The 19,415-nt window shown below is 66.0% G+C and carries 13 protein-coding genes, 1 tRNA gene and 1 pseudogene; all 15 read left to right on the forward strand.

Annotation, left to right across the window (positions count from 1 at the left end; translation table 11 throughout):
- Nucleotides 1–142, forward strand: a pseudogene (gene tuf / locus MKK54_RS00240) (elongation factor Tu); the annotation flags it as partial.
- Between the two features lie 840 nt (nt 143–982).
- Nucleotides 983–1,059, forward strand: a tRNA-Trp gene (locus tag MKK54_RS00245).
- A gap of 215 nt (nt 1,060–1,274) precedes the next feature.
- A complete protein-coding gene (gene secE / locus MKK54_RS00250) occupies nt 1,275–1,577 on the forward strand; it encodes a preprotein translocase subunit SecE (protein ID WP_244008520.1) in 303 nt (100 codons plus the stop codon).
- Between the two features lie 64 nt (nt 1,578–1,641).
- Entirely contained in the window at nt 1,642–2,175 is a 534-nt protein-coding gene (gene nusG, locus MKK54_RS00255) for a transcription termination/antitermination protein NusG (RefSeq protein WP_056183491.1), read from the forward strand.
- 219 nt (nt 2,176–2,394) lie between these two features.
- Nucleotides 2,395–2,844, forward strand: coding sequence for a 50S ribosomal protein L11 (rplK, locus tag MKK54_RS00260; RefSeq protein WP_018044245.1), 450 nt, complete (start codon nt 2,395–2,397; stop codon nt 2,842–2,844).
- A gap of 12 nt (nt 2,845–2,856) precedes the next feature.
- Nucleotides 2,857–3,555 (forward strand): 50S ribosomal protein L1, encoded by a 699-nt coding sequence (rplA, locus tag MKK54_RS00265; protein ID WP_244008521.1) that lies wholly within the window; start codon nt 2,857–2,859, stop codon nt 3,553–3,555.
- Nucleotides 3,556–3,805: 250 nt separating this feature from the next.
- A complete protein-coding gene (locus tag MKK54_RS00270; RefSeq protein ID WP_244008522.1) occupies nt 3,806–5,431 on the forward strand; it encodes a B12-binding domain-containing radical SAM protein in 1,626 nt (541 codons plus the stop codon).
- 555 nt (nt 5,432–5,986) lie between these two features.
- Nucleotides 5,987–6,517 carry a 50S ribosomal protein L10 gene (rplJ, locus tag MKK54_RS00275; RefSeq protein ID WP_244008523.1) on the forward strand — a complete coding sequence of 177 codons (531 nt, stop codon included), beginning with the start codon at nt 5,987–5,989 and terminating at the stop codon, nt 6,515–6,517.
- Between the two features lie 57 nt (nt 6,518–6,574).
- Nucleotides 6,575–6,949: a 50S ribosomal protein L7/L12 gene (rplL, locus tag MKK54_RS00280; protein ID WP_056183502.1), complete on the forward strand. Its 375-nt coding sequence runs from the start codon at nt 6,575–6,577 to the stop codon at nt 6,947–6,949.
- A gap of 250 nt (nt 6,950–7,199) precedes the next feature.
- Nucleotides 7,200–11,324, forward strand: a complete 4,125-nt coding sequence (gene rpoB / locus MKK54_RS00285) for a DNA-directed RNA polymerase subunit beta (protein ID WP_244008524.1) — start codon at nt 7,200–7,202, stop codon at nt 11,322–11,324.
- Nucleotides 11,325–11,496: 172 nt separating this feature from the next.
- On the forward strand, nt 11,497–15,705 hold the full coding sequence (gene rpoC, locus MKK54_RS00290; RefSeq protein WP_244008525.1) for a DNA-directed RNA polymerase subunit beta': 4,209 nt from the start codon (nt 11,497–11,499) through the stop codon (nt 15,703–15,705).
- A gap of 447 nt (nt 15,706–16,152) precedes the next feature.
- Entirely contained in the window at nt 16,153–16,524 is a 372-nt protein-coding gene (rpsL, locus tag MKK54_RS00295) for a 30S ribosomal protein S12 (protein WP_018044234.1), read from the forward strand.
- 103 nt (nt 16,525–16,627) lie between these two features.
- Entirely contained in the window at nt 16,628–17,098 is a 471-nt protein-coding gene (gene rpsG, locus MKK54_RS00300; RefSeq protein ID WP_056183508.1) for a 30S ribosomal protein S7, read from the forward strand.
- Nucleotides 17,099–17,128: 30 nt separating this feature from the next.
- On the forward strand, nt 17,129–19,204 hold the full coding sequence (gene fusA, locus MKK54_RS00305) for an elongation factor G (RefSeq protein WP_244008526.1): 2,076 nt from the start codon (nt 17,129–17,131) through the stop codon (nt 19,202–19,204).
- A gap of 70 nt (nt 19,205–19,274) precedes the next feature.
- The coding region (locus tag MKK54_RS00310; protein ID WP_244008527.1) for a GTP-binding protein at nt 19,275–19,415 on the forward strand (141 nt) is incomplete at its 3' end.

Consider the following 19,415-nt stretch of genomic DNA (forward strand, 5'->3'; position numbering starts at 1 on the left):
CGAGATGGTGATGCCCGGCGACAGCGTGACCATGGACGTCACCCTGATCGTCCCCGTCGCCATGGAAGAGAAGCTGCGCTTCGCCATCCGTGAAGGCGGACGCACCGTCGGCGCAGGCGTCGTCGCCGCCATCAACGAGTAGGCCGGACCGGCACGGCCTAACGCTGCGCCGTGCGATCATCGTGTCGAGGGCCGCGATCCGCTTGACGGATCGCGGCCCTCGTCGTCTCAGAACCAACGGTTGCAGACCCGGGGGTTGCCTCGTGGACGAAAAACCGGACTCGCTCACGCGCCGGCTTTTCCTCGCGACAGGAGTCACAACCCTCGCGAGCATGGTGACCGGGCAGGCCCGCGCCGACGATCTGCGCGGCGGCGCGCTGCGCGACGAGATCGTGGCGATCCTGCGCAGCGATTTCCCCGACGTCCCGTTCACCCTCGACCCCCGACCCGAGGCAGATCACCCTCGGCGACAGGACGCTGTTCCTCGACAACCTGAATGCCATGGTCGCCGACCTGAGCGGCGCCGGGCGGCGATCCCCGCGTTCGTCCGTCCGGTCGCGAGCCCGAAGACCGTCGAGAGCGGCCCGCGCGAAAGCCTCCTGCTGCCTCGAAGCGCCTGCGCATCCAACTCGTGCCGAACGACTATCGCGAGCAGGCACCCGACCTCACCTGCCGCCGTTTCTCGGGCCGGCTCCTGGTGGCATACGCCCTTGACGAGACGCACCGGTACCAGCTCGTCAACCGGCCGATCTTCGACGCCTGGGGCGTCGACCAGGAGACCATCGAGCGGATCGCCATCGACAATCTCGCGCAGGCCTCCCGCGGCGCCGAGATCCAGGTCCGACCGGCATGCGCGGCCCAAGGGTGGGGCCGCCGACATTGGCAGGCCTTCGTCGGGCTGGTCGAAGCGCAGAATTTGCCGGACTCCGCCGCTCACCCCCTTGCGCCTGCTTCGGCGATCGGGCATTGGACCTCGGCGCATAGGAGTGTAGCTCAACTGGTCAGAGCGCCGGTCTCCAAAACCGGAGGTTGCGGGTTCGAGTCCCTCCACTCCTGCCATTTGGCCGCGTCAGACCTGTCGACACTTCCCGCCCCCTCTCTTTCAGCAGATCGCTTATCCGCGAAGTCCGGCCGGGCGCAGTCGACAAGCCCGGCGACTTGCGTTAGAGCGGTCGCCTTCCGAGATCGATGAAGGCCGTCGATGCAGGCTCCTCCCCGGGGCCGCCGCATCGCGCTTTCCCGAAGCTCGGGCCGATCTCCCTGTTGTTGGCGCCATGGCATCGAACGAAGCATCGAAGAAAGTGGATCTCGCGCGCAATCCGCAGCGCGGCTCCACCACGCCGACGCCCCCGCGCGCTACCCCTCCGGCGCGTCCGGCCCAGAAGCGCGTCGGACCGGCCGAGTTCCTGTCCCAGGTGCGCGACGAGGGCCGCAAGGTCACGTGGCCGACCCGCAAGGAGACCGTGGTGACCACCGTGATGGTGTTCATCATGGTGGTGGTGGCCAGCATCTTCTTCACCGTGGTGGATCAGGCGCTGCGCTATCTCGTGACCCTGATCCTCGGGGTCGGCGCCTAACAACTTCTCGGCCTCGACGCGCATGCGCGACCGGGCCGATCGACGTCAGGATTTGGTGAGAACCGTGTCGAAGCGCTGGTACATCGTCCACGCCTACTCGAATTTCGAGAACAAGGTCGCGCAGTCCATCAAGGATCAGGCGGCCCAGCGTGGCCTGATGGAATTGTTCGACGAGGTCATGGTTCCGACCGAGAAGGTCGTCGAGGTGCGTCGCGGCCGCAAGGTCGACGCCGAGCGCAAGTTCTTCCCCGGCTACGTCCTGGTGAAGTGCGACCTGACCGACGAGGTCTATCACCTCATCAAGAACACCCCGAAGGTGACGGGCTTCCTCGGCGCCGACAAGTCGAAGCCGGTCCCGATCCCGGATGCCGAGGCCGAGCGCATCAAGGGTCAGGTCGCCGAGGGCGTCGATCGCCCGAAGCCCTCCGTCTCCTTCGAGATCGGCGAGACGGTCCGGGTCTCCGACGGCCCCTTCGCCTCCTTCAACGGCACGGTCGAGGAAATCGATGAGAGCCGCTCGCGCCTCAAGGTCGCCGTCTCGATCTTCGGCCGCGCCACGCCGGTCGAGCTGGAATACGGCCAGGTCGAGAAGATCTGATTTTCCTACGATTTCGCGTGAGTCGTGACTGAACTCGCGCGTTCCTTTCCGCCCGGCTCCGGCCGGGCGTGAAACCACCGCTCTCCGGAACGGTGTCACACGCGGGAGGCCCGCCCGGATCGCCGCCGGGACCCACGGGCCGTAACCGCGACCTGCAACCGCCCGCACCATCCGCGCTGAGGCCAGCCGGGTGCCGGGCATTCTTTGGGAGCAGTCCCTATGGCAAAGAAGATCACGGGCTACGTGAAGCTTCAGGTTCCGGCCGGCGCCGCGAACCCGTCGCCGCCCATCGGCCCCGCGCTCGGTCAGCGCGGCCTCAACATCATGGAATTCTGCAAGGCCTTCAACGCGAAGACCTCTCAGATCGAGAAGGGCACCCCGATCCCGGTCGTCATCACGGCGTACCAGGACCGCTCCTTCACCTTTGAGATGAAGCAGCCGCCGGTCACCTTCTTCCTCAAGAAGGCCGCCGGCCTGAAGATCGGCAAGAAGCCGGCTTCCGGCTCGAAGACCCCGGGCAAGGGCCCGACGGTCGGCAAGGTGACCGAAGCGCAGCTGCGCGAGATCGCCGAGAAGAAGATGCCCGACCTGAACTGCGACTCGGTTGACGCCGCCGTCGCCATGATCCGTGGCTCCGCGCGGGCCATGGGCCTCGACGTCGTCGCTTAAGGGGAGGGCACAATGGCACACGAAGGCAAGCGCATCCGCGCCGCCCGCGAGGGCATCGACGCGCTCAAGCTCTACTCCATCGACGAGGCGATCAAGCTCGTGAAGGAGAAGGCCAGCGCCAAGTTCGACGAGACCGTCGAGATCTCGATGAACCTCGGCGTCGACCCGCGCCACGCCGACCAGATGGTCCGCGGCGTCTGCAACCTGCCCAACGGCTCCGGCCGCACGGTGCGGGTGGCGGTGTTCGCCCGCGGCGCCAAGGCCGACGAGGCCAAGGCGGCCGGCGCCGACATCGTGGGCGCCGAGGACCTCCTTGAGATCGTCCAGAGCGGCAAGATCGAGTTCGATCGCTGCATCGCGACGCCCGACCTGATGCCGCTCGTCGGCCGTCTCGGCAAGGTGCTTGGCCCCCGCGGCCTGATGCCGAACCCGAAGGTTGGTACCGTGACCATGGACGTGAAGGGTGCCGTCGCCGGCGCCAAGGGCGGCTCGGTCGAGTTCCGCGTCGAGAAGGCCGGCATCATCCATGCCGGCATCGGCAAGGTCTCGTTCGACGCCGACAAGCTCGTCGAGAACATCAAGGCGTTCGCCGACGCGGTCGCCAAGGCCAAGCCGGCCGGCGCCAAGGGCCAGTACGTCCAGCGCGTCGCGGTGACCTCCTCGATGGGTCCGGGCGTCAAGGTCGAGCCCTCGACGGTTCTCACCGCCTGAGCCGCCACCTCGGCGAGAACTCCGAAACGTCTCGGACGCCCGGCCCCTCGGCCGGGCGTTTTCGTTTTGGCTCAGGCTCGCCAGCTCCTTGCCCGTCGTTCGCAGGCAGGCTCCGATCGGGGGCCCCGTTCAAAGGCGCGTGAGCCGAGGCCGCGTTCGCCCCGCCGCAGCGGATGCGCCCCGACGAAGCGGCAAGAAAACAACATCCGAGGGTGACGCCTTCGCGGATGCCTGTGCTAGGTATGCGTGCATGCGATGCACCCTCTCGGTCACCTCCAAGCGACGCATCCTGTGCGTCTTTCCCGCCTACACGCCGTCCTTCGGGACCTTCTCTCACGCCTACCCCCTGATGGGCGGCGTGAAGGCCTTCATGCCCCCCCAGGGGCTCCTGCTGATCGCGGCCTACATGCCGGAGACGTGGGAGTACCGGTTCATCGACGAGAACATCACCCGCGCGGGACCGGCGGACTTCGCCTGGGCCGACGCGGTGTTCGTGTCCGGCATGCACATCCAGGCGCCGCAGATCCGCGACATCTACGCGAGGGCGCACGCGGCCGGTAAGGTCACGGTGCTGGGCGGCCCCTCGGTCTCCGGCTCTCCCGAGCAGTACCCGGAATTCGACTACCTGCATCTCGGCGAGATCGGTGACGCCACCGACACGCTGGTCTCCATCCTGGATCGCGACGTGTCGATCCCCGCGAGCCAGGTCCGCCTCGAGACCAAGGAGCGCCTGCCGCTCTCCGACTTCCCGGCTCCCGCCTACGCGGCCGCGCCGCTGAAGCGCTACCTCATCGGCTCACTGCAATTCTCGTCCGGCTGCCCCTATCGCTGCGAGTTCTGCGACATCCCGCAGCTCTACGGCCGCCAGCCGCGCCTGAAGAGCCCGGAGCAGATGCTCGGCGAACTCGACGCCATCATCGCCCAGCCCGGCCACCCGGCGGTGGTCTACTTCGTCGACGACAACTTCATCGGCAACCGCAAGGCGACGAAGGACATGCTGCCCCACCTCGTGGCGTGGCAGAAGAAGAACGACTACCCGCTTCAGTTCGCCTGCGAGGCGACGCTGAACATGGCCAAGCAGCCCGACATCCTGGAGCTGATGCGGCAGGCCAACTTCATGACCGTCTTCGTCGGCATCGAGACGCCGGAGGAGGACGCGCTCGCGGGCATCGACAAGAAGCACAACGCCGCCGTGCCGATGTACGAGGCGATCGAGACGCTCAACAGCTTCGGCCTCGAAGTCACCTCGGGCATCATCCTCGGCCTCGACACGGACACCGACCAGTCCGAGCAGAAGCTGATCGACTTCGTCGACAAGTCGGCGGTGCCGGTGCTGACGATGAACCTGCTCCAGGCGCTGCCCAAGACCCCGCTCTGGGACCGGCTGACCCGGGAGGGCCGCCTCACGCACGACGCGGCGCTCGAATCCAACGTCCTGTTCAAGCGCCCCCACGACGACGTGGTGGCGAGCTGGCGCCGGGCCATCGCCCATGCCTACGAGCCCGAGAACCTGTTCGCGCGCTTCCGCTACCAGGTGGAGCGGACCTATCCGCACCGGATCAAGACGCCGACCCGGGGCAAGCTGACCCGGACCAACCTGCGGCGCGGCCTGATCCTCGGCTTCAACATCGCGGTCCGCGTCGGGCTGCTCTCGGATTATCGCGGCGTGTTCTGGCGGGCCGCGGGGCACGCCCTGCGGCGCGGCCAGATCGAGGCGGTCTTCAACATGGGCTTCGTGGCGCACCACCTGATCCGCTTCACCCGCGAGGCTCTGCGCGGCGAACACAACGCATCGTTCTACGCGGCGAAGGCTGACCAGAAGCGCGACGCGCGCGAGCCGTGGTGGCGCGTCGCACGCAAGTTTCTGCCGACGTAGCGCGGCCGCGGGCTTCGGATTGGGAGCCCGCGAGACCGGCCCTGGGGCGTCAAGCGAAAACCGCCGCCCGCGACGCATTTCTCGCGTCGGGGCACTTGGCAGGGTGCTTGCAAGGCTCTATAGACCGCCTCAACGTTTTCATACATGGGAAAGGAATCGACCGATCGGTCGCGTTCCGTTTCTGAAGATCGCCTGGGTAACCAGGCGGTGATGGCCGGAAGGCTTTGAGGGGCAAGAAGCCCTTCGGGGCTTCGTCCGGCCATGTCCTGTCCGAGACTGCAGGCGCCGGGCAACCGGCTTAATCCGCCAAGCCTGCACAGACTGGGAAGACCGAAATTCTAGACCCCTCGCCCGGTTCGTACCTCGCGGACAGGATGAGGCATCGGTTTGAACCATCTCACCCGTGTCGTCCACCCGTTCCAGGGGACGATGGGGGACAGGGCCGTGAAGCGTCGCCAAGGACGTTCCGGCTTCTCGTTAAGCCGAGTTCCGTCCCGGGCGGCATGTGCAACCGGCGGACCCATCCTCGGGTTCCGCCAACCGGAGAGAGCCCCAGTGGACAGGACAGCCAAAGCTGATCTCGTCTCGACGCTCAACGGCGTGTTCGCGAACACCGCCGTCGTCGTCGTGGCCCACTACAAGGGCCTCACGGTCGCCGACATGCAGAAGCTGCGCTCGCAGATGAAGCAGGCCGGCGCCACCGTGAAGGTCACCAAGAACCGCCTCGCCAACATCGCTCTCGATGGCACGGACGTCGCCTCCATCAAGCCCCTCCTGAAGGGCCCGACCCTGCTCGCCTATTCGAGCGATCCGGTCGCGGCCGCCAAGGTTGCGGTGGACTTCGCCAAGGTCAACGACAAGCTCGTGATCCTCGGCGGCGCCATGGGCACGACCGCCCTGAACCCGGACGGTGTGAAGGCGCTCGCCTCGCTGCCGTCCCTCGACGAACTGCGCGCCAAGATCGTGGGCCTGGTCCAGGCTCCCGCGACCAAGATCGCCCAGGTCGTCAACGCACCGGCGGCCAAGCTCGCCCGCGTGTTCGGGGCCTATGCCACCAAGGACGAGGCTCAGAGCGAAGCGGCCTGAGGCCGCATCGCCCTTCTCAACCCATCCGTTCAAACCGATATCTAAAGGAATACCAACATGGCTGATCTCGCCAAGCTCGTCGACGACCTGTCCTCGCTGACCGTTCTCGAGGCCGCCGACCTCGCCAAGATGCTCGAAGAGAAGTGGGGCGTCTCGGCCGCCGCCGCCGTCGCCGTGGCCGCCGGCCCGGCCGCCGGCCCGGCTGCCGCCGCCGAGGAGCAGACCGAGTTCACGGTCATGCTCACCGCCGCCGGCGACAAGAAGATCGAGGTCATCAAGGAGGTCCGCGCGATCACCGGCCTCGGCCTCAAGGAAGCCAAGGACCTCGTCGAGGGCGCCCCGAAGGCCGTCAAGGAGTCCGTCAACAAGGAAGAGGCCGAGAAGCTCAAGGCCCAGCTCGAGAAGGCTGGCGCCAAGGTCGAGCTCAAGTAAGACTCTTCGGATGGGCCGAACCGGCCCATTCCTCTCCGTCGGGTCCCTTCGGACCTGACGGCACCGACGGCCCGCGGGTTCACGCCCGTGGGCCACGGTCGCTTCAGGCGACCCGGCCGGCCCGCGCGAGGGCCACGAGTTTTTCAGTTCGGGTGGGCGTCGTCCGGCGGGGCGGGCCCATCGCCTGGTTGCGGGAGGCAGAAGCCTTCCCCGGGCACCCGGTACGCGGGACGTAGGAGCGAGGTCACCCATGGCCAACACGCTGGTCGGTCGCAAGCGGATTCGCAAGTTCTTCGGCAAGATCAAGGAAGTCGCCGAGATGCCGAACCTCATCGAGGTTCAGAAGGCGTCCTACGACCAGTTCCTGATCATGGACGAACCGGAAGGCGGCCGGGGCGACGAAGGCCTGCAGACCGTGTTCAAGTCGGTCTTCCCGATCTCGGACTTCTCGTCCACGGCCCTGCTCGAATTCGTGAAGTACACGTTCGAGCAGCCGAAATACGATGTCGACGAGTGCCGCCAGCGCGGCATCACATACGCGGCCCCGCTCAAGGTCACGCTGCGGCTCATCGTGTTCGATGTGGACCCGGACACCGGCGCGAAGTCGGTCAAGGACATCAAGGAGCAGGACGTCTACATGGGCGACATGCCCCTGATGACGGAGAACGGCACCTTCATCGTCAACGGCACCGAGCGCGTCATCGTCTCCCAGATGCACCGTTCGCCGGGCGTGTTCTTCGACCACGACAAGGGCAAGACCCACTCGTCGGGCAAGCTCCTGTTCGCCGCCCGCATCATCCCGTATCGCGGCTCCTGGCTCGACGTCGAGTTCGACGCCAAGGACATCGTCCACGTCCGCATCGACCGGAAGCGCAAGCTGCCCGTGACGTCGCTGCTGTTCGCGCTCGGCCTCGACGGCGAGGAGATCCTCTCGACCTTCTACAACCGCGTGATCTACGACCGCGACGGCGCCGAGTGGCGCGTGCCCTACGACGCCGAGCGCCTGAAGGGCTTCAAGGCCTCCGTCGACCTCATCGACGCGGAATCCGGCGAGGTCGTGCTCGAGGCCGGCAAGAAGCTGAACGCCCGCAACGCCCGGCAGATCGCCGAGCGCGGCGTGAACTTCCTCAAGGCCACCGACGAGGATCTGATCGGCCAGTACATCGCCGAGGACCTCGTCAACCCGAAGACCGGCGAGATCTGGGCCGAGGCCGGCGACGAGATCTCCGACAAGCTCCTGAAGAGCCTCGAGGAGGTCGGAGTCTCCGAGCTGCCGGTGCTCGACATCGATCACATCAACGTCGGTCCCTACATCCGCAACACGCTCGCGGTGGACAAGAATTCCGGCCGCGAGGGCGCGCTGTTCGACATCTACCGCGTCATGCGTCCCGGCGAGCCGCCGACGCTCGACACCGCGGAGGCGATGTTCCACTCGCTCTTCTTCGATTCCGAGCGCTACGACCTCTCGGCCGTGGGCCGCGTGAAGATGAACATGCGCCTCGACCTCGACGCCGAGGACACTGTGCGCACGTTGCGCCGCGAGGACATGCTCGCGGTGGTCAAGGCGCTGGTGGATCTGCGCGACGGCAAGGGCGAGATCGACGACATCGATCACCTCGGCAACCGGCGCGTGCGCTCGGTCGGCGAGCTGATGGAGAACCAGTACCGCCTCGGCCTGCTCCGCATGGAGCGCGCCATCAAGGAGCGGATGTCCTCCGTCGACATCGACACCGTGATGCCGCAGGACCTCATCAATGCGAAGCCGGCCGCCGCCGCCGTGCGCGAGTTCTTCGGCTCGTCGCAGCTGTCGCAGTTCATGGACCAGACCAACCCGCTCTCCGAGGTGACGCACAAGCGCCGCCTCTCGGCGCTTGGCCCGGGCGGTCTCACCCGTGAGCGCGCCGGCTTCGAGGTGCGCGACGTGCACCCGACCCATTACGGCCGCATCTGCCCGATCGAGACGCCGGAAGGCCCGAACATCGGCCTGATCAACTCGCTCGCGACCTTCGCGCGGGTGAACAAGTACGGCTTCATCGAGACCCCGTTCCGACGGGTGAAGGACGGCGTCGTGACCACCGACGTCGCCTATCTCTCGGCGATGGAGGAGGCGAAGTACTACGTCGCCCAGGCCAACGCGCAGATGGACGAGAGCTTCAAGCTGACGGAGGACCTCGTGGTCTGCCGTCGCGCCGGCGACGTCATCGTGGTGCCGCCGGACCGCGTCGACCTGATGGACGTGTCGCCGAAGCAGCTCGTCTCGGTGGCGGCCGCGCTGATCCCGTTCCTCGAGAACGACGACGCGAACCGCGCGCTGATGGGCTCGAACATGCAGCGCCAGGCGGTGCCGCTGGTTCGCGCCGACGCACCCTTCGTCGGCACCGGCATGGAGGCCGTGGTCGCCCGCGACTCCGGCGCCGCCATCGCGGCCCGGCGCACCGGTATCGTCGATCAGGTGGACGCCACCCGTATCGTCATCCGCGCCACGGAAGAGGCCGACGCCAACAAGCCCGGCGTCGACATCTACCGCCTGCAGAAGTTCCAGCGCTCCAACCAGTCGACCTGCATCACGCAGAAGCCCCTGGTGCGCGTCGGCGAGGCCGTGAAGAAGGGCGAGATCATCGCCGACGGTCCCTCGACGGAGTTCGGCGAGCTGGCCCTCGGCCGCAACGTGCTCGTCGCGTTCATGCCGTGGAACGGCTACAACTTCGAGGACTCGATCCTGCTGTCCGAGCGGATCGTGAAGGATGACGTGTTCACCTCGATCCACATCGAGGAATTCGAGGTGATGGCCCGAGACACCAAGCTCGGTCCGGAGGAAATCACCCGCGACATCCCCAACGTCTCGGAAGAGGCGCTGAAGAACCTCGACGAGGCCGGCATCGTCTATATCGGCGCCGAGGTCCACGCGGGCGACATCCTGTGCGGCAAGATCACCCCGAAGGGCGAGAGCCCGATGACGCCGGAGGAAAAGCTCCTGCGCGCCATCTTCGGTGAGAAGGCGTCCGACGTGCGCGACACCTCGCTCCGGGTCCCCCCAGGCGTGACGGGCACCATCGTCGAGGTCCGGGTGTTCAACCGCCACGGCGTCGACAAGGACGAGCGCGCCCAGGCGATCGAGCGCGAGGAGATCGAACGCCTCGCCAAGGATCGCGACGACGAGCAGGCGATCCTCGACCGCAACACCTACGCGCGTCTCGCCACCGTGCTCATCGGGCAGGCGCCCATCGCCGGTCCGAAGGGCTTCAAGAAGGAGACCACGCTCAACCGTGAGCTCCTGAGCGAATACCCGCGCTCGCAATGGTGGCAGTTCGCCGTCATCGACGACCGTCTCATGACCGAGATGGAAGCGATGCAGAAGCAGTACGACGAGTCGAAGAAGCGCCTCGAGCAGCGCTTCCTCGACAAAGTCGAGAAGCTGCAGCGCGGCGACGAGCTGCCCCCCGGCGTCATGAAGATGGTCAAGGTCTTCGTCGCGGTGAAGCGCAAGATCCAGCCGGGCGACAAGATGGCCGGCCGCCACGGCAACAAGGGTGTCGTGTCGCGAATCGTGCCCATCGAGGACATGCCGTTCCTCGAAGACGGCACCCACGCCGACATCGTGCTGAACCCCCTCGGCGTGCCGTCGCGCATGAACGTGGGCCAGATCCTCGAGACCCACCTCGGCTGGGCGGCGGCCGGTCTCGGTCGCAAGGTCAGCCTGGCGGTGGACGCCTACCTGCGCAGCAACGACATCGCCCCCCTGAAGGCGGAGATGGAGGCGATCTACGCACCATCCGAGCTGGAGGGCCTGACCGACGAGGAGATGGCGGAAGCCGCCAACAACGTGCGCCGCGGCGTGCCGATGGCGACCCCGGTGTTCAACGGCGCCAAGGAAGCCGACATCGAGCAGATGCTGGAGATGGCCGGTCTCGACCGTTCGGCCCAGTCGACCCTCTATGACGGCCGCACGGGCGAGCCCTTCGACCGCAAGGTGACGATGGGCTACATCTACATGCTGAAGCTGCACCACCTCGTGGACGACAAGATCCACGCCCGGTCGATCGGCCCGTACTCCCTCGTCACCCAGCAGCCGCTGGGCGGAAAGGCGCAGTTCGGCGGTCAGCGCTTCGGCGAGATGGAGGTCTGGGCGCTCGAAGCCTACGGCGCCGCGTACACGCTGCAGGAGATGCTCACGGTCAAGTCGGACGACGTGGCCGGCCGCACCAAGGTCTACGAGGCCATCGTGCGCGGCGACGACACCTTCGAGGCCGGCATCCCCGAGTCGTTCAACGTGCTCGTCAAGGAAATGCGCTCGCTCGGCCTTAACGTGGAGCTCACCTCCTCGAAGAAGCTCGCCAACGACCAGATCGAGCCGCCCGCAGAGGCGGCCGAATAACCACCGCGTCACGCTCCCGCGCCGGCTCCAAGGCCGGCGCGGTCCGAGCGGGGAGGGGCAGCGCCTCCCACTCTACGGTGAGCGACGATCCGGCCGGTCGTTGCGCCGCATCCGTTTTCAGCACGCGGTCAGCCCCTCGGCGGAGGGTGCGCCTCGTCAGCAGGAGTAGATCATGAACCAAGAGGTCATGAATCTTTTCAACCAGCAGGCTCAGCCCCAGAGCTTCGACCAGATCAAGATCTCGATCTCGTCGCCGGAGAAGATCCTCTCGTGGTCCTTCGGCGAGATCAAGAAGCCGGAGACGATCAACTACCGCACGTTCAAGCCGGAGCGTGACGGCTTGTTCTGCGCGCGCATCTTCGGACCCATCAAGGATTACGAGTGCTTGTGCGGCAAGTACAAGCGCATGAAGTACAAGGGCGTCATCTGTGAGAAGTGCGGCGTCGAGGTCACCCTTGCGCGCGTCCGGCGCGACCGCATGGGCCATATCGAGCTCGCCGCCCCCGTCGCCCACATCTGGTTCCTGAAGTCGCTGCCGAGCCGCATCGGCCTGCTGCTCGACATGGCGCTCAAGGACCTCGAGCGCATCCTCTACTTCGAGTCCTACTGCGTCATCGAGCCGGGCCTCACCCCCCTCAAGGAGCGTCAGCTCCTGTCGGAGGAGGAGTACCTGCGCGCCCAGGAGGAGTACGGCGAGGATTCGTTCACCGCCATGATCGGCGCGGAAGCCATCCGCCGGATCCTGCAGGAACTCGACCTCGACGGCATCGCGGATTCGCTGCGCGAGGAGATCGCCACCACGACCTCCGAGCTGAAGCCGAAGAAGCTTCTCAAGCGCCTGAAGATCATCGAGGCCTTCCAGATGTCGGGCAACAAGCCCGAATGGATGATCCTCACCGTGGTGCCGGTGATCCCGCCGGACCTGCGCCCGCTCGTCCCGCTCGACGGCGGCCGCTTCGCCACGTCCGACCTGAACGACCTCTACCGCCGCGTCATCAACCGCAACAACCGCCTGAAGCGGCTGATCGAACTGCGCGCGCCCGACATCATCATCCGCAACGAGAAGCGCATGCTTCAGGAGGCGGTTGACGCGCTGTTCGACAACGGCCGCCGCGGCCGCGTCATCACGGGCGCCAACAAGCGTCCGCTGAAGTCGCTCGCCGACATGCTGAAGGGCAAGCAGGGCCGCTTCCGCCAGAACCTGCTCGGCAAGCGCGTCGACTATTCCGGCCGCTCGGTCATCGTGGTGGGTCCTGAGCTGAAGCTGCACCAGTGCGGCCTTCCCAAGAAGATGGCCCTGGAGCTGTTCAAGCCGTTCATCTACGCGCGCCTCGACGCCAAGGGTTTCTCGGCCACGGTGAAGCAGGCCAAGAAGCTCGTGGAGAAGGAGAAGCCGGAGGTCTGGGACATCCTCGACGAGGTGATCCGCGAGCACCCGGTGATGCTGAACCGCGCGCCGACGCTGCACCGCCTCGGCATCCAGGCCTTCGAGCCCAAGCTGATCGAGGGCAAGGCGATCCAGCTGCACCCGCTGGTCTGCGCCGCGTTCAACGCCGATTTCGACGGCGACCAGATGGCCGTGCACGTCCCCCTGAGCCTCGAGGCTCAGCTGGAGGCGCGCGTCCTGATGATGTCGACCAACAACATCCTGCACCCGGCCAACGGCCAGCCGATCATCGTGCCCTCGCAGGACATCGTGCTCGGCCTGTATTACCTGTCGATCGTCGCGGAAGGGGCCATCGGCGCCTTCGATCCGACGAACAAGCAGAACCCGATGCAGGGCGTGTTCGGCAACATCGGCGAGCTCGAGCACGCGCTCGCGGCCAAGACCGTGAAGCTGCACACCAAGATCCGCTGGCGCTGGAACGGCATCGGGCCGGACGGCGAGCCGCTGACCAAGACCTACGACACCACCCCGGGCCGCGTGATCCTCTCGACCGCGCTGCCGCTGCACAAGAACGTCCCCTACGACGTCGTCAACAAGCTGATGACCAAGAAGGAGATCTCCGCGATGATCGACACCGTCTACCGCCACTGCGGTCAGAAGGAGTCGGTGATCTTCTGCGATCGCATCATGGCGCTCGGCTTCAACCACGCGTTCAAGGCTGGCATCTCGTTCGGCAAGGACGACATGGTGGTGCCGGACAACAAGTGGCCGATCGTGGACGACACCCGCGCGCTGGTGAAGGATTATGAGCAGCAGTACAACGACGGCCTGATCACCCAGGGCGAGAAGTACAACAAGGTGGTCGATGCCTGGGCCAAGTGCTCGGACAAGCTCGCCGCCGAGATGATGCTGCGCATCTCCACCGTGCAGAAGGACGAGCACGGCGCCGACAAGCAGGTCAACTCGATCTACATGATGAGCCATTCCGGCGCCCGTGGTTCGCCGGCGCAAATGAAGCAGCTCGCCGCCATGCGCGGCCTCATGGCCAAGCCGTCGGGCGAGATCATCGAGACGCCGATCATCTCGAACTTCAAGGAAGGCCTCGACGTGCTCGAGTACTTCAACTCGACGCACGGCGCCCGCAAGGGTCTGGCCGACACCGCGCTCAAGACCGCGAATTCCGGTTACCTCACCCGTCGCCTCGTCGACGTGGCGCAGGACGCCGTGATCCGCGAGACCGATTGCGGCACCACCAACGGCATCCGCATGCGCGCCATCGTGGATGCGGGTCAGGTCGTGGCTCCGCTGGCGATCCGCATCCTCGGCCGCGCCACCGCCGAGGACCTGGTGGCCCAGGACGGCACGGTCATCGTCAAGACCAACGAGACCATCGAGGAGAAGCACCTGCCCGCCATCCAGGCGGCCGGCATCCAGGAGGTCAAGATCCGCTCGGTGCTCGTCTGCGCCACCCGGAGCGGCGTCTGCGCCACCTGCTACGGGCGCGATCTCGCCCGTGGTACGCCCGTCAACATGGGCGAGGCCGTCGGCGTCATCGCGGCGCAGTCCATCGGCGAGCCGGGCACCCAGCTCACCATGCGCACCTTCCACATCGGTGGCGCGGCCCAGATCGCCGACTCGTCCTTCATCGAGTCGAGCTTCGAGGGTTCGATCAAGATCCGTAACCGGGCGCTCGCCCGGAACTCGGATGGCGATCTCATCGCCACCGGCCGTAACGTCGCCGTCGTCATCGTCGGCTCGGACGGCTCGGAGCGCGCGGTGCACCGCCTGCAATACGGCGCCAAGCTGCGGGTCGACGACGGGGACAAGGTGAAGCGCGGCCAGCGCATCGCCGAATGGGACCCCTACACCCGTCCGATCATCACCGAGACGGACGGCGTGGTGGCCTACGAGGACCTCATCGACGGCCAGTCGATCACCGAGACCACCGACGAGTCGACCGGCATCGCCAAGCGCGTCGTCATCGACTGGCGCGGCACCGCCCGCACCGCCGACCTCAAGCCGGCGATGCTGGTGCTCGACGACGACGGCAAGCCGATGAAGCTGCCGCGCGGCTCGGATGCCCGCTACTTCCTGCCGGTCGACGCCATCATCGGCTACGACCCCGGCGCCAAGGTGAAGGCCGGCGACATCCTCGCCCGCGTCTCCACCGACTCGGCCAAGACCCGCGACATCACCGGCGGTCTGCCGCGGGTGGCGGAGCTGTTCGAGGCCCGTCGTCCGAAGGACGCGGCGATCATCGCGGAGAAGTCGGGCACGATCCAGTTCGGGCGCGACTACAAGAACAAGCGTCGCCTGACGCTGACGCCGCATGACGGTTCGGAGGCGGTCGAGTACCTGATCCCGAAGGGCAAGCACATCCACCTTCAGGACGGGGACGTGGTGGAACTCGGCGACTACATCGTCGACGGCAACCCAGCGCCGCACGACATCCTGGCGATCAAGGGCGTGGAGGAGCTGGCCGCTTACCTCGTCAATGAGATCCAGGAGGTCTACCGGCTCCAGGGCGTGTCGATCAACGACAAGCACATCGAGGTCATCGTCCGGCAGATGCTGCAGAAGGTCGAGATCACCGATGGCGGCGATTCCGACATCCTGACGGGCGATCAGATCGACCGGACGGAGCTCGCGGACATCAACGAGAAGCTGCTTGCCGAGGGCAAAAAGCCGGTCGTGGGCGTTCCCGTGCTGCTCGGCATCACCAAGGCGAGCCTGCAGACGAAGTCGTTCATCTCGGCGGCCTCATTCCAGGAGACCACCCGCGTCCTCACCGAGGCGGCGGTCAACGGCAAGATCGACTACCTCGAGGGTCTCAAGGAGAACGTCATCGTCGGCTCGCTCATCCCGGCCGGCACGGGCTCCATGGCCGCCGAGATCCGCGCCGTGGCGCGGCGTCGCGACAACCTGATCCTTCAGCAGAAGGCCAGCGAGAGCGGCGCCCAGCCCCTCTCGGAACTGCCGCCCGCCGCCGAGTGAGCGACCGGACCTGATCGAGAGACGAAAAGGGGCTGCCCGTCCGGGCGGCCCCTTTTTCATGGGCGCGGAGTCGCGCCGATCGAGGCCGGCGAAGCCCCGCAACTTCATGAACTTGTAACGGAATGGGTTGACGCGGGGCGAATCCCCCTCTATCAGGCCCTCATTGAACGGCTGGCCGTAGGCAGCAAACGATCGTGAGGCCCCGAGCCTCGATCCAGGCTTCCTAAACGCATCCGACTTCAACAGACGAACACGTGTCAGCCCGGCACGATCGCTTGCTTCAATGCAGGTGATCCTCTGCTTGCAACGGCGCGCCAAAGGCTGAGATCAGCCTGGGGCGCGGTTTTGCGTTTCGTCGCACAGCTTCGTGCGATGCCGGGGCCGGCCACAACGAGATTTGGATTTCGACGGTCACCGACGACGGTGACGCGTTTCGAGAGGATTGGCATGCCGACGATCAACCAGCTGATCGCTCAGCCGCGCAAGGCGCAGAAGAGCCGCAACAAGGTGCCGGCGCTCGACGCCTGCCCGCAGAAGCGTGGCGTCTGCACCCGCGTCTACACGACGACCCCGAAGAAGCCGAACTCCGCGCTCCGCAAGGTCGCGAAGGTTCGTCTCACCAACGGCTTCGAGGTCATCGGTTACATCCCGGGCGAGGGTCACAACCTTCAGGAGCACTCCGTGGTGATGATCCGCGGCGGTCGCGTGAAGGACCTTCCGGGTGTTCGCTACCACATCCTGCGCGGTGTGCTCGACACGCAGGGCGTGAAGGGCCGCAAGCAGCGCCGTTCGAAGTACGGCGCCAAGCGCCCGAAGTAAGACCGATATTCGCGCACCCCGTAAGGATGTCGCCGGCCTCGACGAGGCTCAAGGCGGCCTGCGCGGGGTGGTTTCAAGACCTTAAGTTTAGACGGAGCGAGCGATGTCCCGCCGCCATTCTGCCGAGAAGCGTGAAATCATTCCGGACCCGAAGTACGGGGACATCGTTCTCACCAAGTTCATGAATTCGATCATGTACGAGGGCAAGAAGTCGACCGCCGAGCGCATCGTGTACGGCGCCTTCGACATCGTCGAGAACCGCGCCCGCGCGAACCCCATCGAGGTGTTCCGCGCTGCGCTCGACAACGTCGCCCCGGCGATCGAAGTCCGTTCCCGCCGCGTCGGCGGCGCGACCTATCAGGTCCCCGTCGAGGTGCGCACCGAGCGCCGCCAGGCGCTGGCCATCCGCTGGCTGATCCAGGCCGCGCGCGGCCGCAACGACCGCACCATGGTCGAGCGTCTCTCCGCCGAGCTGCTCGATGCCGCGAACAACCGTGGCAACGCCGTCAAGAAGCGGGAAGACACCCACCGGATGGCTGAAGCCAACCGCGCCTTCTCGCACTACCGCTGGTAAGCGGACCCGGACCCTTTCAGGAGCAATCCGATGCCCCGCACGCACGCGATCGAGGACTACCGCAACTTCGGCATCATGGCTCACATCGATGCCGGCAAGACCACGACCACCGAGCGGATCCTGTACTACACCGGCAAGTCCCATAAGATCGGCGAAGTCCATGACGGCGCCGCGACGATGGATTGGATGACGCAGGAGCAGGAGCGTGGCATCACGATCACTTCGGCTGCCACCACCTGCTTCTGGCGCGACAAGCGGCTGAACATCATCGACACCCCCGGCCACGTGGACTTCACCATCGAGGTGGAGCGTTCGCTCCGCGTGCTCGACGGCGCGGTCTGCGTGCTCGACGGCAACCAGGGCGTCGAGCCCCAGACCGAGACCGTGTGGCGTCAGGCCGACAAGTACGACGTGCCGCGCGTCGTGTTCGTCAACAAGATGGACAAGATCGGCGCCGACTTCTTCAAGTGCGTTGCCGACATCATCGATCGCGTCGCCGGCAAGCCCGTCTGCTTGCAGCTGCCGATCGGCGCTGAGACGAGCTTCAAGGGCGTCATCGATCTCATCAAGATGAAGGCCATCGTCTGGACCTCGGAGAAGCTCGGCGCCGATTTCTCGGAGACCGAGATTCCGGCCGACCTCGCCGACCAGGCTGCGGAGTACCGCATCAAGCTCGTCGAGGCCTGCGTCGAGATGGACGACGATGCCATGGCCGCTTACCTCGACGGTGTCGAGCCGGACGCCGCCACGATGCACCGCCTCGTCCGCACGGCCGTCCAGCGCCGTGCCTTCCACCCGGTGCTGTGCGGTTCGGCCTTCAAGAACAAGGGCGTTCAGCCGCTGCTCGACGCGGTCGTGGATTACCTGCCGTCCCCCGCCGATCGTGGCGAGATCAAGGGCCTCGACTTCAAGACCGAGGAAGAGACCGTTCGTCATCCGTCGGACAGCGATCCCTTCGCCATGCTCGCATTCAAGATCATGGACGATCCCCACGTCGGCACGATCACGTTCTGCCGTGTCTATTCGGGCAAGATCGAATCGGGCGCCAACGTCATCAACTCGTCGCGCGACAAGAAGGAGCGGGTCGGTCGCATGCTTCTCATGCACGCCAACAACCGCGAGGACGTGAAGGAAGCCTACACGGGCGACATCGTCGCGCTGGCCGGTCTCAAGGAGACCCGCACGGGTGACACCCTGTGCGATCCCAAGGATGCCGTGATCCTCGAGAAGATGGAGTTCCCGGAGCCCGTCATCGAGATCGCCGTCGAGCCGAAGTCGAAGGCCGATCAGGAGAAGCTCGGCATCGCGTTGGCCAAGCTGGCCGCCGAGGATCCGTCCTTCCGGGTCTCGACGGACCAGGAATCGGGTCAGACCATCCTTCGCGGGATGGGCGAACTCCACCTCGACATCAAGGTCGACATCCTGCGCCGCACCTACATGGTCGACGCGAATATCGGCCAGCCTCAGGTCGCCTATCGTGAGAAGCTCACGAAGCGCACCGAGATCGACTACACCCACAAGAAGCAGACCGGCGGTACCGGTCAGTTCGCCCGGGTGAAGTTCGTGGTGGAGCCCAACGAGCCCGGCAAGGGCTTCGAGTTCACCTCGAAGATCATCGGCGGCACGGTGCCGAAGGAGTACATCCCGGGCGTCGAGAAGGGCCTGAACTCGGTCCTCGGCGCCGGCATCCTGGCGGGCTTCCCGGTCGTCGACATCAAGGTCGAGCTGATCGACGGCGCCTACCACGACGTCGACTCCTCGGCTCTCGCCTTCGAGATCGCCTCCCGTGCGGCGCTCCGTGAAGCCCTCCAGAAGGGCGGCTCGGTGCTCCTCGAGCCGGTGATGAAGGTCGAGGTCGTCTCGCCGGAGGAATATACCGGTTCGGTCATCGGCGATCTCAACTCCCGCCGTGGCCAGATCCAGGGCCAGGACATGCGCGGCAACGCGAACGTCATCAACGCGATGGTGCCGCTGGCCAACATGTTCGGCTACGTGAACCAGCTGCGCTCTTTCTCCCAGGGCCGCGCGAACTTCACAATGCAGTTCGACCATTACGAAGAGGTGCCGCGCGGCGAGGCCGAGAAGGTCGTCGCCAAGTACGCTTAAAGTCGGCGGCGCCCTCCGGGGCGCCACCCGCACCCCTTCAGACGCAACATCGGAACAGACGGAGGCTCTCATGGCCAAAGAGAAATTTGCGCGTACGAAGCCGCACTGCAACATCGGCACGATCGGTCACGTCGATCACGGCAAGACGTCGCTGACGGCGGCGATCACGAAGGTTCTGGCCGAGACGGGCGGGGCGACGTTCACGGCGTAC

Origin of the sequence: Methylobacterium sp. J-068 (assembly GCF_022829445.1) — a bacterium.
Lineage (GTDB): Bacteria > Pseudomonadota > Alphaproteobacteria > Rhizobiales > Beijerinckiaceae > Methylobacterium.

What these genes read in the sequence shown, in the direction of transcription:
- secE (WP_244008520.1), top strand. Translation starts at nt 1,275, where the DNA reads ATGGCATCGAACGAAGCATCGAAGAAAGTGGATCTCGCGCGCAATCCG.
- rplK (WP_018044245.1), top strand. Translation starts at nt 2,395, where the DNA reads ATGGCAAAGAAGATCACGGGCTACGTGAAGCTTCAGGTTCCGGCCGGC.
- rplA (WP_244008521.1), top strand. Translation starts at nt 2,857, where the DNA reads ATGGCACACGAAGGCAAGCGCATCCGCGCCGCCCGCGAGGGCATCGAC.
- MKK54_RS00270 (WP_244008522.1), top strand. Translation starts at nt 3,806, where the DNA reads ATGCGATGCACCCTCTCGGTCACCTCCAAGCGACGCATCCTGTGCGTC.
- rplL (WP_056183502.1), top strand. Translation starts at nt 6,575, where the DNA reads ATGGCTGATCTCGCCAAGCTCGTCGACGACCTGTCCTCGCTGACCGTT.
- rpoB (WP_244008524.1), top strand. Translation starts at nt 7,200, where the DNA reads ATGGCCAACACGCTGGTCGGTCGCAAGCGGATTCGCAAGTTCTTCGGC.
- rpoC (WP_244008525.1), top strand. Translation starts at nt 11,497, where the DNA reads ATGAACCAAGAGGTCATGAATCTTTTCAACCAGCAGGCTCAGCCCCAG.
- rpsL (WP_018044234.1), top strand. Translation starts at nt 16,153, where the DNA reads ATGCCGACGATCAACCAGCTGATCGCTCAGCCGCGCAAGGCGCAGAAG.
- rpsG (WP_056183508.1), top strand. Translation starts at nt 16,628, where the DNA reads ATGTCCCGCCGCCATTCTGCCGAGAAGCGTGAAATCATTCCGGACCCG.
- fusA (WP_244008526.1), top strand. Translation starts at nt 17,129, where the DNA reads ATGCCCCGCACGCACGCGATCGAGGACTACCGCAACTTCGGCATCATG.